The sequence below is a fragment of the Eggerthella hominis genome (assembly GCF_014287365.1).
In the GTDB taxonomy this organism is placed as follows: Bacteria; Actinomycetota; Coriobacteriia; order Coriobacteriales; family Eggerthellaceae; genus Eggerthella; species Eggerthella guodeyinii.
The window spans coordinates 399,182-413,581 of sequence record NZ_JACOOA010000001.1; the positions used below are offsets into that span (position 1 = coordinate 399,182).

At 68.8% G+C, this 14,400-nt stretch carries 14 protein-coding genes; 5 read left to right on the forward strand and 9 right to left on the reverse strand.

From position 1 onward, the window contains the following. The first annotated feature begins 302 nt into the window (after positions 1-302). The 4 genes from H8S61_RS01795 (at position 303) to H8S61_RS01810 (ending at position 3,431) form a co-directional block, all read left to right on the forward strand. Positions 303-1,490: a MalY/PatB family protein gene (locus H8S61_RS01795; RefSeq protein WP_186937744.1), complete on the forward strand. Its 1,188-nt coding sequence runs from the start codon at positions 303-305 to the stop codon at positions 1,488-1,490. Positions 1,491-1,501: 11 nt separating this feature from the next. Beyond that, entirely contained in the window at positions 1,502-1,939 is a 438-nt protein-coding gene (locus tag H8S61_RS01800) for a lipocalin (RefSeq protein ID WP_160941527.1), read from the forward strand. A 122-nt stretch (positions 1,940-2,061) separates the two neighbouring features. Beyond that, a complete protein-coding gene (locus tag H8S61_RS01805) occupies positions 2,062-2,640 on the forward strand; it encodes a TMEM175 family protein (protein WP_186937745.1) in 579 nt (192 codons plus the stop codon). Between the two features lie 140 nt (positions 2,641-2,780). Then, positions 2,781-3,431 carry a VanZ family protein gene (locus H8S61_RS01810; RefSeq protein WP_186937746.1) on the forward strand — a complete coding sequence of 217 codons (651 nt, stop codon included), beginning with the start codon at positions 2,781-2,783 and terminating at the stop codon, positions 3,429-3,431. 15 nt (positions 3,432-3,446) lie between these two features. Here H8S61_RS01810 and H8S61_RS01815 read toward each other — a convergent pair whose 3' ends face one another. From H8S61_RS01815 to H8S61_RS01840, 6 genes are all read right to left on the reverse strand, one after another. Further along, on the reverse strand, positions 3,447-4,988 hold the full coding sequence (locus H8S61_RS01815; RefSeq protein WP_186937747.1) for a helix-turn-helix domain-containing protein: 1,542 nt from the start codon (positions 4,986-4,988) through the stop codon (positions 3,447-3,449). 66 nt (positions 4,989-5,054) lie between these two features. Then, complete coding sequence (locus H8S61_RS01820) at positions 5,055-5,738, reverse strand: ferric reductase-like transmembrane domain-containing protein (RefSeq protein WP_186937748.1); 684 nt, start codon at positions 5,736-5,738, stop codon at positions 5,055-5,057. Then, positions 5,735-6,430 (reverse strand): TorD/DmsD family molecular chaperone, encoded by a 696-nt coding sequence (locus tag H8S61_RS01825; protein ID WP_186937749.1) that lies wholly within the window; start codon positions 6,428-6,430, stop codon positions 5,735-5,737. The genes H8S61_RS01820 and H8S61_RS01825 overlap by 4 nt, the downstream gene beginning before the upstream one ends. A 121-nt stretch (positions 6,431-6,551) precedes the next feature. Further along, on the reverse strand, positions 6,552-7,166 hold the full coding sequence (locus H8S61_RS01830; protein ID WP_186937750.1) for a 4Fe-4S dicluster domain-containing protein: 615 nt from the start codon (positions 7,164-7,166) through the stop codon (positions 6,552-6,554). Next, positions 7,166-9,994 (reverse strand): molybdopterin-containing oxidoreductase family protein, encoded by a 2,829-nt coding sequence (locus H8S61_RS01835; protein WP_186937751.1) that lies wholly within the window; start codon positions 9,992-9,994, stop codon positions 7,166-7,168. Before H8S61_RS01835 ends, H8S61_RS01830 begins: the two co-directional genes overlap by 1 nt. Positions 9,995-10,025: 31 nt before the next feature. Next, positions 10,026-10,703 carry a hypothetical protein gene (locus H8S61_RS01840; RefSeq protein ID WP_186937752.1) on the reverse strand — a complete coding sequence of 226 codons (678 nt, stop codon included), beginning with the start codon at positions 10,701-10,703 and terminating at the stop codon, positions 10,026-10,028. A 455-nt stretch (positions 10,704-11,158) separates the two neighbouring features. Here H8S61_RS01840 and H8S61_RS01845 point away from each other — a divergent pair, with 455 nt between their 5' ends. Next, positions 11,159-11,641 (forward strand): hypothetical protein, encoded by a 483-nt coding sequence (locus tag H8S61_RS01845; protein WP_186937753.1) that lies wholly within the window; start codon positions 11,159-11,161, stop codon positions 11,639-11,641. Between the two features lie 2 nt (positions 11,642-11,643). On the opposite strand, the gene gluQRS is transcribed toward H8S61_RS01845, so the two are convergent. Genes gluQRS through H8S61_RS01860 form a run of 3 tightly spaced genes read right to left on the reverse strand, consistent with a single transcriptional unit; the run spans position 11,644 to position 14,400 of the window. Next, positions 11,644-12,585 carry a tRNA glutamyl-Q(34) synthetase GluQRS gene (gluQRS, locus tag H8S61_RS01850; RefSeq protein WP_186937754.1) on the reverse strand — a complete coding sequence of 314 codons (942 nt, stop codon included), beginning with the start codon at positions 12,583-12,585 and terminating at the stop codon, positions 11,644-11,646. Positions 12,586-12,595: 10 nt separating this feature from the next. Next, positions 12,596-13,951 carry a phenylacetate--CoA ligase family protein gene (locus H8S61_RS01855; protein ID WP_222617569.1) on the reverse strand — a complete coding sequence of 452 codons (1,356 nt, stop codon included), beginning with the start codon at positions 13,949-13,951 and terminating at the stop codon, positions 12,596-12,598. Positions 13,952-13,965: 14 nt separating this feature from the next. Then, positions 13,966-14,400, reverse strand: coding sequence for an ACT domain-containing protein (locus H8S61_RS01860; protein WP_186937756.1), 435 nt, complete (start codon positions 14,398-14,400; stop codon positions 13,966-13,968).

Consider the following 14,400-nt stretch of genomic DNA (forward strand, 5'->3'; position numbering starts at 1 on the left):
GCGAAGCCGCGAATCGTGGCAGGTTTTGCGAGATATTCGTCGTTTCCGCTTGTCGACGAAGGGTGCGCGAGGGCGAAGCGCCGGAGCGAATCGCCTATCCCCTGATCACAGGGCTGCGTCGAAAGAAACCGCGCGCCACGGCCGGGAATCGCGACGAATATCTCGCAAAACCTGCCATGAACCCCGTCCCTCGGTTCGCGGGGCGGCCGGATCGGCTTTCGCAGCCGCATGCAGTGGCCGGAACGGCGTGCGATACCGTATACTTTCAGGATAGGGAAACGACGAGGCGAAGGAAGGGGCCCATGGGCTACGATTTCGACGCGGTGCACGACCGCCGCGGCACGGACTGCGAGAAGTACGACGCCGGCATGCAGCTGAAAGGCCGCGACGACCTGCTGCCCCTCTGGGTGGCTGACATGGACTTCGCGCTCCCCGACGAGGTGCTCGACGACCTGCGCGCCGCCGTGGACCGCGGCATCTTCGGCTACGGGTTTGCGGGGACGCGCTACTACGACGCCGTGCAGGGCTGGTTCGAAAACCGCTTCGGCTGGAAGACCGAGCGCTCCTGGTTCGTGCAGACGCCGGGCGTGGTGTTCGCCATCGGCGCGGCCCTGCAGGCGTTCACCGAGCCGGGCGACGCCGTGCTCGTCCAGCAGCCCGTGTACTACCCCTTCGCCCAGCTCGTCGAGGCGAACGGGCGCGAGCTGGCCAACAGCCAGCTGGTCTACGAGGACGGGCGCTACCGCATCGACTTCGACGACTTCGAGAGGCAGGTGCGCGAGCGCGGCGTGCGCGCGTTCATCCTGTGCAGCCCGCCCGTCGGGCGCGTGTGGAGGCCTGAGGAACTCGAACGGGTCGGGCGCATCTGCATGGAGCACGACGTGGTGGTCATCGCCGACGAGATCCATGCCGACTTCACGCGCCCCGGGCACCGCCATCATATGTTCCCCCTGGTCGATCCTGCTTTCGAGGATCGTTGCATCGTGTGCACCGCCCCCAGCAAGACGTTCAACATCGCGGGGCTGCAGGTGGCGAACATCGTCATCCCGAGCGAGGGGCTGCGCCGCCGCTACCGCGACGTGCTGGGCAGGCTGGGTTACCTGGGCACGAACGTGCTGGCGATGGAGGCGTGCCGCTCCGCCTACGAGCACGGCGGCCCCTGGCTCGCGGAGCTCAAGGACTACCTCGAGAGCAACCTCGCCTACCTGCGCGACTTCCTGCGCGAGCGCATCCCGGCCGTCAAGCTCGTGGAGCCCGAGGGCACCTACCTCGCGTGGCTCGACTGCGCAGGGCTCGGCCTCGCGGACGAGGCGCTCGAGGAGCTGATCGTGGACCGGGCGCGCCTGTGGCTCGATGCGGGCAGCATGTTCGGCCCGGGATGCGGGCAGTTCGAGCGCGTGAACATCGCCTGCCCGCGCTCGACGCTCGCGCGGGCGCTCGAGCAGCTGGAAGCGGCCGTGCACGCGGCCGCCGTCGACGACGAGAAGTAAGGGAGACCCCCATGGAGATCGCACGTTTGGTGCTGGGCGCGCTGCTGCTGGCGGTTGCGGCGCTGCTAGCGGTGCAGCTGTACAACGGGCGCTGGCTGTTCCTGATCGCCAAGCCCGAGCGCACGAAGAAGGGCACGTTCTTCCCCGAGGGCACCGCCAGCACGGGCAAGCGGGCCTCGTGGGTCATGGTCGCCTGCTTCGCCGTCGTGGCCACGCTTATGGCCTTCGAGATGGGCAAGATGACCGGCGTGCCGGTGTTCGTGCAGGCCGCCACCGTGCTCAGCAACGTTGCGCTCGTGGCGTTCTGCCTGAGCCTCGTGTGGACGCTGTTCGCCGGGCGCAAGGAGCAGAACTACCAGGACCGCTTCAAGAAGGACGGCGTGCGCCTGCTCGTCCTGCTGCTGGGAGCCTGCGCGGCCATGACGGCCGTGTCGCTCCTGTTCGCCTGAGCGACGGAGCCGTAACGGGTCGACGACGCGCGCCCGCCGATCGGGGCGCGCCGTCGGAGGCGCGCCTCCCCCGTCGCTATGCTGGTCCGCGCAGGCGGACGGCGCGGAGAGAAGGTACGGGCATGCCGAAGGGAAGATTGGAAGCGTTCACCGACGCGATCATCGCCATCATCATGACGGTGCTCGTGCTGGAGCTGCACGAGCCGACCGGCGGCGACTTCGCCGCCCTGTTCGCCGAGTGGCACCGGCTGCTCATCTACCTGGTCAGCTTCCTCATGCTGGCCATCTACTGGAACAACCACCATCACCTGTTCCAAGCCGCGCGCAGCGTGAACGGCAAGGTGCTCTGGGCGAACAACTTCTTCATCCTCAGCCTGTCGCTGTTCCCCTTTGTCACGTCGTGGATGGGCGACTACTTCTCCGACTTCGCGCCCCAGGTGACGTTCGGCTTCATGGTGATGGCCGCCGACGTGATGTTCTTCGTCGTGGCGCGCAACCTGCAGCAGGTGGAGGACGGCAACGACGCGGTGGGCGTCTACTTCAACCGGTACTGGAAATCGTGGGCGTCGGTGGGGGCGAACCTCGTGGCCATCGCGCTCGGCGTCCTCGTGCGCCCCGAGCTCGTGTTCGTGGTGAATGCGCTCATGCTCGTGCTGTGGGTGGTGCCCGAGCGGCGCATCGAGCGCGCCGTGCGCTCGTAGGGCCGCCCCGGCCGGCCGGAATCGGAACATGCGGCAACGAATTCCTTAAGCGCGCCTTAAGTATGCCGGGCGCGGCGGGATCGCGCGCGCCTCCCTGGTAGCATGGGGCCTTCTTTCAGCTTGGGACGAAGGGGGCTTCGATGGAGCAGGCGGTTCTGACGGCGTACGAGGTGGCGACGGTGCTCGTCCCGTTCTTCGTCGCGTACGCGGCCGTGCGCGAGCACGCGCGCCGCACCGGTACCCAGGCGAGCGCGTTGCTGCCGGCGCTCGCGTTCGCGCTGTACCTGGCCGCGGTGCTGTACGTCACGGGCGCGGGCACGCTCTACGACCTGCTGCGCATCCTCGACGGGCGCGGGCCGGTCGTGAGCAGCGTGAGCCTCGTCCCCTTCGCCGACGCCGCCGTCATGGGCTGCGCGCTGAACGCCGTGCTGTTCGTCCCGCTCGGCTTCCTGCTGCCGCTCGCGTTCCGCCCGCGCATGCGGGCGGCGGAGGCCCTCGCGTTCGGGTTCGCGTTCTCGCTGGCCGTCGAGCTGAGCCAGCTGCTGAACAACCGCGCCACCGACGTGGACGACCTCATCATGAACACGCTGGGTGCCCTTGCGGGGTTCGCGCTGTTCAAGGCAGGGAGCCGCCTGCGCCACGGCCCGTCGGCGCCCCGCCGCCCCGCTTTCGCGCGCATGCCGGCGCTGCCCGGCCTCGCCGAGCCGGCGCTCTACCTGACGGTGGCGTGCGTGGGCCGCTTCCTGCTGTTCAACGACTACGGCGTCTCGGAGCTGCTGTACGGGTGGTGAGCCGCCGCGCGCAGGTCACGGCAGCTGGTCGGTGGCCTGGTCCACGAGGGTGATCAGCTCCTGGCGCGCGTGGATGTCGAGCTTGGCGTACACGTTGCGCGTGTGGGTGCGCACGGTGTTCCACGACACCTGCAGGCGCTTGGCGGTGGCCCCGGTGTCGTAGCCCATGGCCAGGCAGCGCAGCACGTCCTTCTCGCGGCGCGAGAGCCCCGCCTGCTCGGCCAGGGCGTCGATGGCCAGCCCGAAGCGCCCCTTCTTGCCCGCGTGCGCGTCGTCGTCGGCGCGCGGCCCGGGAAGCCCGTCGCCCAGCAGGTCGTCGAGCGAGGCCTCCCCCTCGGGCTTGAACAGCCGGTCGAACTCCTTCTCCGAGAACAGCACGAACGCGCACGCCAGCACGGCGAACGCCAGCACGAGGTACAGCACGATCGAGTTCGACGTGACCGCGATCTGCGGGAACAGGTGCACGCCCGCCAGCCATCCGGCGCCCGAGCCCACCATGAACATCCCGTACCCGAAGCCGAACACGAGCACGGACGAGATATGGCGCTGGTAGACCACGAACGCGAGGATGCACCACAGCACGAACTCGAAGATGGCCGAGAGGAAGGTGACGAGCGCGCTCCACCCGAGGTGCGTGACGCCCACGATGGGGCAGAACGCGATGAGCGCCACGACGGCGGCCATGATGACGGAGTAGATCTTGCCGAAGTCGAAGCGCTCCCCCTCCACGCCGATGGCCGCCGCCGCGAACACGAGCGCCATCACCATGCGCAGCAGCATGACGAGGCGCGTGTTGTCGAGCGTGACGTCGACCGGCGACACCTCCACGAGCATCGAGCGCAGCGCCACGACGACGAACGAGAACACGAACGTGACGGCGATGAGCTTCCAGAACGACCGTGGGAAGCAGGAGCGCCGCTCCTCGCGCAGCGCCTGCTCGCCCGGAGGCGCGATGAACGACAGCGCGGCGGCACCGGCGGCGACGAGGGGCATGCTCACGAAGGCGAGGATGCCGGTGAGGGACGGCCCGCCGGCGACGGGCTGCCAGGCGGGCGAGCCGATGACGGTGAAGTAGATGAGCGCGATCACCACGTGCGACAGCGCCGCGTACAGGATGGCCTTGCGCGGCGCGATGCCGCCGTAGAGCTGCCCGCACTTGAGGCCGACGACGGCCGTTCCGAGGCCCGTGCACGCGTTCGCGACGTAGAAGAGGGCGTTGATGGCCCAGTCCGGCAGCACCGGCGTGAGGTAGTACGGCCCGATGACGATGATGACGAGGCAGCCGAGGGACGCCACGGCCCCGCCGGCGAGCACCGCCTGGGGACGGTCGATCAACCGCCGCGCGCGCGGCGCGGCGCAGGCTGCGGCCAGCATGGCGATGCCGAACGCAAGCGTCGAGACGATGTACATCGTGGAGATGTTCGCGCCGTTCGTCTCGGTGTCCGAGAGCCAGGCGGTGCCGCTGTAGGCGATGTAGACCCACGCCATCCAGATGCCGAGCGCGAGGAACGGCACCGACGGGCAGGCCTTGACGAGCTTTTCCAGAAACGCCTTCATGAAAGCCGCCGACTCCCCCTCCCCCAAACGGACGACAGCTCGAACCGCGCGCTCCCCCTGCGAGCGTCAGGCGGCAGTGCGCCCGCGGCGGTCCCGCGCCGCGCGGACGAGCCGCAGGACGACGTACGCCGCGAACACTGCCGAGTATACCGCAACGCTCGCCGTCGCGGCAATGCCGCCGTGCAGCGCCGAAGGCGCCAGCATCAGCAGCAGGTGCACGTACACGAGCAGGAAGAACGGGTACGCCAGCTTCTGCACCTTCTTCCAGGACTCGGTGCGCATGCGCCGTTTCACCGCGTTGAACGACGTGACGCCCAGCACGACGAGCAGCGCCAGCAGCACGACGGCCACGACGAACGAGGCGACGACGTTCGCGTCCATCCGCCCGCCCGTCAGAAGGCGCGGCAGGTAGGTGGCGCCGTACACGGCCACGTGGCCGAGCGAGAGCACCCACGCCACGATGGACAGCTCGGCGCGCACCGCCTTGAGCCATCGGCACGGCCGCGAATCCTGCGGCAGCACGCCGACGTACATCACGACGACGAACAGGGCGAGCGGCAGCAGGCATTTCTGGACGAGGACGAAGAACGCGCTCCACACGTCGCGCGGCATGCCCCAGAACATGCCGGCCAGAAACGCGACGTCCACGAGCACGGCGGCCGCGTAGAACGCCATCGGGCAGGCCTTGAGGGGGTTGCGCAGCGCGAAGCAGGCGACGACCGTGCACGCGAGCACGAGGGCGAACGTCATAGCCTTTCCAACTCCTCCGCCATATCGTCGAGCACGCCGGCGTCGAACAGGAAGAAGCCCCTGCTCATCTTCAGGACGCCGCGGTAGAAGCGCGTCTTCACGAGGTGCAGCGCCAGCTCCTCGAAGCCGTCGAACCACGAGAGCACGTGGTCGCGCAGCACGGCCTGCGAGCATCGCACCTGCCCGAGCGCCGACGCGGCGTCGCCCGCCTCGAGCGCCTCGATCGCGCGCCTGGCCAAGACGGCTTGGAATTCGCAGATGAACGACAGGTGATCGTCGGGAAAATCGTAGCCCTCGCTCTTCCGCACGCCGTTGTCGCGGTACAGGCGGTGCACCTCGTGGTAGGACTCCTGGAACAGCAGCCCCTCCTCGCTCGTGAACACCGACTCGTAGGGCGTGGCGTAGCGCCCCTTCCACGACGAGGTGCCGGCGAACGCCCCGGTGAAGTCCACCGCCAGCTCCTGGCGCGTGCCGGAATGGCGCTTGGACAGCGCGCGCTCCATGTCGTGCAGGCCCTCGGCGACCAGCTCGTTCGTGCCGGCGAACGCGGCGAGGCCGCCTTGCGCTATGCGGTCGATCTGCTCCTGCGTCAGCGGCTTGTAGTAGAGCGCCGCCACCGCGTCGTAGAAGGCCGCGCGGCCGGCGAGCGCCGTCGCGATGCTCGAGGCGCCGTGCGTTTCCGTCGTCGTCATCGTGGTTCCCCTTTCTCGTGCGCTTCTCGCGTTCCCCTGCTCCGGATGCGCGCGACGGGCTCCCGGCAGGCCTTGGGAGGGAGGTTCGGCCTGCCGGGATGGCGCGCGCGACGCGCGCGGCCTAGGAAGCGGCCACGCGGTCCGTCGTCACGGGATCGTCCTGCCATGCCGCGGTGGACGCGGACAGGAGGTACACCGTGGCGGGCTTCAAGCCGTGGCTGTCGTCGAGCTGGTGCCGGTTCTCCTCGGCTGCCGCGGCGACGGCCTTCGCGGCCGGGCTGCTCGGATCGTCGAGGTCGCCGAAGGAGCGCGCGCCGCAGCAGCAGTTGTGCACGCAGGCCGGCTCCCAGGTCTCGTCCTCATGGCGCTGGAAGCACAGCGTGCACTTCTCCACCACGTTCGTGCTCGGGTTGAGCGTGCGCACGTTGTACGGGCAGCCCTTCAGGCACGACTCGCAGCCGATGCACTCCTCGGCGTTCACGAGCACCACGCCCGTGGCCTCGTCGCGGTACGACGCCCCCGTCGGGCACACCTCGATGCACCCGGGGTTCTCGCATTGCTGGCATTGCAGGGGCAGCCAGTACTGCTCGATGTCCGGGAAGGTCCCCGTGGGACCCACGGCGTGCACGCGGTTGTAGTACACGCCCAGGTCCACGTCGTTCTCAAGCTTGCAGGCCGCGATGCAGCCGTCGCACCCGCTGCAGCGGTCCAGGTCGATAACCAGGCAGTTTCTCATCAGAACACATCCTTCGTCTGAGCTTCGGACAGCATCTCCTCAGTCGGCAGGAACGGCGCGAACTCCTCGGGCTCCACCCACACGTTCGCGGGCTTCTGGGACTTCTCGATGCTCACCGTGAAGCCGCGGTTGGTGTAGGAGCCGTACACCTCGTTGAACGGCGCGTCGTTCTTCGTCAGCACGTTGACGTTGCACTCGCGCCATCCGGCCGTCGGGTTGGCTTGGGACTCGTCGTAGCACTCGGGATTCCAGAAGCGCTCCATCCACACGGTCTTGGGATGCACGCCTTCGGTGAGGTAGGCGCGCGCGTGCACCTCGCCGCGGCGGCTCGACACCTTCACCCAGTCCAGGTGCTCGATGCCCAGCTCGGCGGCGCTGGCCGGGTTGATGCGGATCTCCGCCGTGGGGAACAGCTCGCGCGAGAGCGCGGCGTGGCGCATGGTGCCGTGATGGAAGTACGGCACGCGGCCCGAGGTGAGCACGAAGGGGTACTCCTCGTCGGAAAGCGGGCTTTCCGCCGGCTCGATGTAGGAGCAGATGGGGCTGTAGTCCTCGCAGGGCTCCTGCGGCTCCGGATAGCAGAACGGGTAGCCCGTGCGCGCCAGCTTGAGCAGGATCTGGCAGTACACCTCGATCTTGCGGCTCTCGGTGCCGAAGCCCGCCGGCAGCCCGTCGTCCACCACCGTCTCGTGCTGCTTGTACTGGAAGTACTCCTCGGCCGGCGTGACGTAGGGCACGTACGTGTCGGCGTCCTTGACCAGCTCGTCCCAGCTGGGGGCGTGCAGCGTCTCGGCGACGGAGGCCTTGACCTCCTCCTCGGTCGCGCTGCCCAGGTAGCCGGGCTTGAGGCCGGGCAGCTCGCCGCCCATCTTCTCGGCGCACTTCGCCACCACCTGCGCGGCGGGGATGGAATGCGACACCGTCTCGCCGATGTGCACGCACTCGTTCTGCAGCCACTGGGTGTTGAGCTGGGTCATGTTCACCATGGGCTCCTCCAGCCACTCGCGCACGGGGAACACGAGGTCGGCGGCTTCCACGTGGAACGAGGTGAGCATGGGGTACTGCCCGATGATGTAGTCCACCTCGGGGAACACGTCGTACCACGACTTCGCGTTGCCCAGCATGGCCAGCTTGTTGCCCGACATGTCGAACCACACGCGCGGCTTGTAGGGCTCGCCCGTGGCGATGGCCTCGCGCACCGTGGGGATGTGGCTGTGGCACCACGCGTAGAGGCCCTTGTGGTCCTTCATGCCCAGACGGTCGACGAGCAGCTGGTTCGCCAGCTGCTGCTGCGGGTTCTCCTCCCCCAGCTTCTTAGCGCGCGCCTCGTTCTCGGCGTCGCTCATGCCCACGACCGCGCCGATGCCGTACATGTCGGAGAACATGCCGTCGAAGCCGTTGTTGTACGTGACCGGGCGCTTCGTGGGCTGCGCGCCCGCCGCGCCGTACTGCGTCATCGTGCAGCCGGGCTTGTTCACGTAGCCCATGATGGAATCGAGGCCCATGCAGCCGAGCGGCACCTGCGAGGCCGACTCGGTCATGTCGGAGGCCACGCCGTTGGCGATGCCCGCCACGGAGGCTTCGGTGTAGATCTTGATGGCCTCCTCGATCTTGGCGGCGTCGAGCCAGCAGTTCTCGGCGGTGCGCTCGAGGGTCCAAGGCTCGGCCTCTTCGCGATAGATCTGGCCGGCCGTCTTGTACGCGACGCCGTTGAATTCGCCCGTCCAGAAGATCTCGGGGTCGACCGCCGCGTCGGCGGGCGCGGAGAACTCGAAGGGCGCCACCGCGTTCGTCTTGAGGTCGTAGCAGACGTAGGCCGGGGTGTTCTCGGGCGTGGTCTGCTCGAAGTCGCCGAACAGCTCCTGCGCCTTCACCGGCAGCTTCGTCTCCGGGTCGATGAGGAAGGGCAGGTTCGTCCAGTACTTGGTGAACTCCTCGTCGTAGAGCCCGTTCTCGAAGATGTAGCGGAACCAGCACAGCAGCAGGCCCGTGTCGGTGGCGGGGCGTACGGGCAGCCATACGTCGGCCTTCTGCGCGTCGGGCGAGAAGTTGGGGTCGACGACGATGGTCTTCACGCCCTGGGCGCGCAGCTCGGCCATGCCGCGGCCCGATTCGGCCGTCTGGCTGACGGAGGGCTGGGCGCCCCACAGCACCACGACCTCCGCCTTGTTGTCGCTGCCCGTGCGGAATATCTCCTGCACGGCGTTGTCGGCGATGGACTGGTCGTTGCCGCCGTAGAACAGCTTCGACATGCTCCAACGCGGCAGGTAGCATTGGGCGCAGCCCGGCTCGAACACCGTGGGCGACCCGAACGCCATCGGCAGCGTCATGGCCTCCATGAACGAATAGGCGCCGCCGCCTCCGACGCTGGCGAAGAAGGCGTAGGGGCCGTACTTGTCGATGGCGTCGCAGATGTGCGTGGCCGCCTCCTCGACGGCCTCGTCCCAGCTGATGACCTCCCATTTGTTCTCGCCGCGCTCGCCTGCCCGCCTGAGCGGGTGCAGCACGCGCCGCGGGCTGTACATGGTGTGCAGCTGGTTGAGCCCCTTGATGCAGAGGCTGCCGCGGCTCACCGGCGCGTCGGGGTCGCCTTCCAGCTTCACGACGACGCCGTCCTTCAGATACGCGATGGCGGGGCACATCTGGATGCAGCCGTGGCAGGACGTCTTCATCCTCACGAGCTCCTCCTGCGCGCCGCCCGCAGCGGCGCCGTCCTCCTTCGAGGCCTCCTGCATGCAGCCGGCCATCGAGGCGCCGAACGCCGCCGTCGCGCCTACGAGGGCGGACGCTTTGACGAAGCTTCGGCGCGTCAACGTGGTTTCAGCCATGTTCTCTCCCTTTCTCCTCCTGGTAACGCTTCTACTCGCTTGCCTTCAGATCCTGCAAAAACGCCTCCCCTTCCTCCGTCAAGCACCATCCGTCGTTCCAGACCAGGGCGCCCGAGCGCTCCAGCTTGTCCACGAACACGCTCGGCTGCATCGTGCGCCGCGCGCCGTCGACGACGGTCTCCAGCACGGGGCGCCCGCGCAGCAGCTCGGCGATGTCGCCGTAGGAGCGCGGTTGGGCGCGCGCGAATTCGAGCAGCTCGACGTACGCGCCGGTGCGCTCGGGGGCCAGGTGCAGCAGCTCAACGAGCCGGGCGCGCGGCCGATGCCGCTCGACGAAGCGCCGGCCCGTCTCGGTGGCGCGATAGGACGTGACGGCCACCAGGTCGTCGGCCGCGTCCTCGTCGAGGCCTTCTTTATCCTGCGACGTCACGATCGCGCCGTGCGCGTCGCGCTCGACCCTCTCCAAGCCGCGGGCGCGCACGAGGTGCTCGGCCAGGCGGTACTGGTTCTGGGTGGCGGTTTTGAAGGCGGGCCAGGAAGCGACCTCCCGTTCGAGGTCGGCCAGCGTGCGCTCTTCGGCGCAGTACGCGAGCATGCGGTAGAGCACCTCGCGGTTGAGCGGATGGCGGCACACCGTGTCCTCGAGCGCGGCCAGCCGCTCTTCGACGGCGCCTTCGTCGATTCCGGTTTCGTCTTGCATGGCAGTCATGCACCTCCCCCTTCGCTGCATTCCTCCGATGGCTTCACTGTAGGCAGCGCGGGGCGGCAAAACTATCCGCACTCTGGATGAAAAGGGCGGGAAACGAGGCGGAAAGCCTCACGCATTTTGCGTGAACGAGGGGATTTCGGCCGGGAAAGCGGCGATTCGGCCGGCGAACGCGGCGGTTCGACGGGGAGCGCGAACCCGGGTGGGCGCAAAAGGGCACCCATGACAATGTTGCCCTTGGCGCACTCGGGACGCAGCGGGTCAGAGCATCTCGCGACCTGGGCATATGTCGGACGCCCTTCCGAAAACCTGGCGCAGGCGACCCAAACGCCGCCCAAAATTGTCATGGCGGCCCTTTTGCGCCCATCGCAGCAGGTGGCCCCCCGCCCCGTTCGCCCTTCCCCTGCCCGGCGTTGCGGGGGTATACTGCAGGAAAGGCCGGTCGAAGGGAGGGCGTCGTGGACGCGCGCGTGAAGCTGATCGTCGGATGCGTCGTCTTCATCCCCGTGATCGTGTTGTTTCTGGCTGCCTCGTGGAAGCAATGGCGCGGGAAGTGGCTGGGCTTTTCGGACTTCACCTTCAATTCCTACGAAGGCCGTCCTGCGAGTTTGCTGCAAAGGCGTCGAGGGAGGCGCTCCGCTCTCGTCGGCCTGGTGTGGGCGGTCGCGTGCGCCGGCATCCTCGGCATCTCGGCCTTCAGCGCGGCGAGCGGCTTTCCCGCGAACCTCGAATCGGTATCGGGCATCGCGCTTCCGCTTGCGATCGCAGCCGGATGCTCCTGGACCGGCGCAGGCTCGCGGCGCGACCGCAAGGCGGTTGAAAACGGCGCGGAGCTTGTCGGGGAATACGCGCTCGATACGCGCAAGGTCGTCTTCCTGGTCCTTGCGATGCTGGCGGTTCTGGCCGTCGAGATCGGAAGCTCCCTTATCGCTCCCTGGTAGGCTTACCTCCAGCGCACCTGCACGAGGTCGTCGAAGGTCGTCGGCAGCGCGGCGAGGTCGAACGTCGCCAGCAGCTCCTCGGGCGTGGCGGGGTCGCATGTGGGCGCGAGCCCGACGATGCCGGCGATGTGGCCGATGACGGCCGCGGGCGTCTTGAAGCGCGCGAGCAGCTCGTCGAGCGCGGCGTCGCGGTCGCGCTTCGACAGCCGCCGGTCGCGCTCGGCGACGAGCAGCGGGACGTGGGCGTAGGCGGGATGCGGCAGGCCGAGGAGCTGCTGCAGGTAGAGCTGCTGCGGCGTCGAGCACAGCAGGTCCACGCCGCGCACCACCGAGGTGACGCCCTGGGCCGCGTCGTCCACGACGACGGCCAGCTGGTAGGCGAAGGCGCCGTCCGAGCGCCGCACGAGGAAGTCGCCGCAGTCGCGCGCGAGATCCTGCTCGTAGGGCCCCTGCACCTGGTCGACGAAGGCGATGCGCTCGTCGGGCACCGCCAGGCGCTGCGCGGGCGTGCGCTGCTGCGCGCGGGCGGCGCGCTCGGCGGCGCTCAGGCCGCGGCACGTGCCCGGGTACACCGGCTTCTCGCCGCGGTGCGGCGCCGAGGCCGCGTGCAGGTCGGCGCGCGTGCAGAAGCAGGGGTACACGAGGCCGCGGGCGCGAAGCTCGTGATAAGCGGCGCGGTAGGCCTCCGTGCGGTCGTGCTGGAAGTACGGTCCCTCGTCCCACGTCAGCCCGAGCGCCTCGAAGTCGCGCTGCACCGCGTCGATGTGGACGGGCTTCGAGCGCTCGGCGTCGAGGTCCTCGATGCGCAGCACGACGCGTCCGCCCTGCGACTTCGCCACGAGCCATGCGACAAGCGCCGCGAACACGTTGCCCGCATGCATCCGCCCCGTCGGCGACGGGGCGAACCGCCCGACGACGGGGACGGATGGGGAGGCGGCGGTCATGCGGGGCCCTCTACTTCCTCAGGTCTTCCACGTGCTTGGCTTTGCCGGTGGTGCGCTCGATGCCGCCGGGCTCGACGAGCTTCGCCTTCACGCCCACGAGCAGCACGCCCTTGAGCTTCTCCTCGATGGAGCGGCGCAGGTTCTCCATGTCCTCGAACGAGTCGGAGAACGCCTCGGGCTTGAGCTCCACGTGCACGGTCATGCGGTCGAGGCCGCCGACGTTCTCCACGACGATGCGGTAGTGCGGCGTGACGCCGTCGATGCCGGCCAGCACGTCTTCCACCTGGGAGGGGAACACGTTCGTGCCGCGGATGATGAGCATGTCGTCGGAGCGTGCGCGCACCTTCTGCATGCGCGCCGTGGTGCGCCCGCAGGCGCAGGGCTCGACGACCACGCGGGTCAGGTCGTGCGTGCGGTAGCGCAGCACGGGGATGGCCTGCTTGCCGAGCGGCGTGAGCACGAGCTCGCCCATCTCCCCGTCGGGCACCGGCTCGCCCGTCTCGGGGTCGACGACCTCCCACAGGAAGTGGTCCTCGGCCAGGTGCTGCATGTCGCGCGAGGCGAGGCACTCCCCCGACACGCCCGGGCCCATGACCTCGGTCAGGCCGTAGTTGTCGGTGCACACGATGTGCATGCGGCTCTCGATCTCGGCCTTGAGGCCCGGGGGGCACGGCTCGCCGCCGAACAGCCCCACGCGCAGCGACGACTTCGCCCAGTCGTAGCCCATGCGCTCGCCCACCTCGCACACGTGCAGCGCGTAGGACGGCGTGGCCACGAGCACGGTGGTGCCGTAGTCCTCGATCATGGCGATGTGGCGCTCGGTGTTGCCCGAGCCGGCGGGGATCATCATGCAGCCGAGCTTCTGCAGCCCGTAGTGCAGGCCGAAGCCGCCCGTGAACATGCCGTAGCCGAAGGCCATCTGCGCGCGGTCGCCCGGCACGACGCCGGCCATCTGCACGAGGCGCATGATGCAGTCGGCCCACATGGACATGTCGCTGTCGTTGTAGCCCACCACGATGGGCTTGCCCGTGGTGCCCGAGGAGGCGTGCAGCTCCACCACCTCGTCGAGCGGCACGGCGAACAGGCCGTACGGGAAGGTGTCGCGCAGCACGGACTTGTCCGTGAACGGCAGCTTGCGCACGTCGTCGAGCGTCTTGATGTCGGCCGGGGCCACGCCCAGCTCGTCCATGCGCGCGCGGTACCACCCCACGCGCTCGTAGGTCCAGGCCACCTGCGCGATGAGCTTCTCCAGCTGCACGGCGCGGATGCGCTCGCGCGAGGCGCACTCGATGGCGGGGTTGTGGATGGGCAGGTCGGAGAAGTCGCCCGCCGCGGCGGCGGCCAGCGCCGCCCCCTTCACGGTCATGTCGGCCACGGCGCTCACCGGCCCTCTGCCGCGAAGGGGCGCGCGAGGTCGTCCTGCCCGATGAGCTCGACGGGCTCGCCCGCCAGCAGCTCCTCGGCGCGCGCGAGGTCCTTCACGGACAGCGCGATGTAGGTGGAGATGAGCGAGTAGCTGTACGTCACGTTGATGCCGCAGTCGGCCATGACGCCCATGACGCGGGCGAGCTCGCCCGGCTCGTCGTCGAGGCGCACGCACAGCACGTCGCTCTGCGTGGCCGCCGCGCCCATGTCCCGCAGCACGGCGAGCGCCTTGTCGGGCGCGTCCACGATGAAGCGCACGATGCCGTAGTCGCCCGTGTCCGAGGCGCTGTAGCCGCGCACGCTGACGTGCGCCTCCTCGAACGCGTCGAGCACGCGGCGCAAATGCCCGGGGCGGCTTTCCAAGAACACGCTGATCTGCTGCACGCTCAT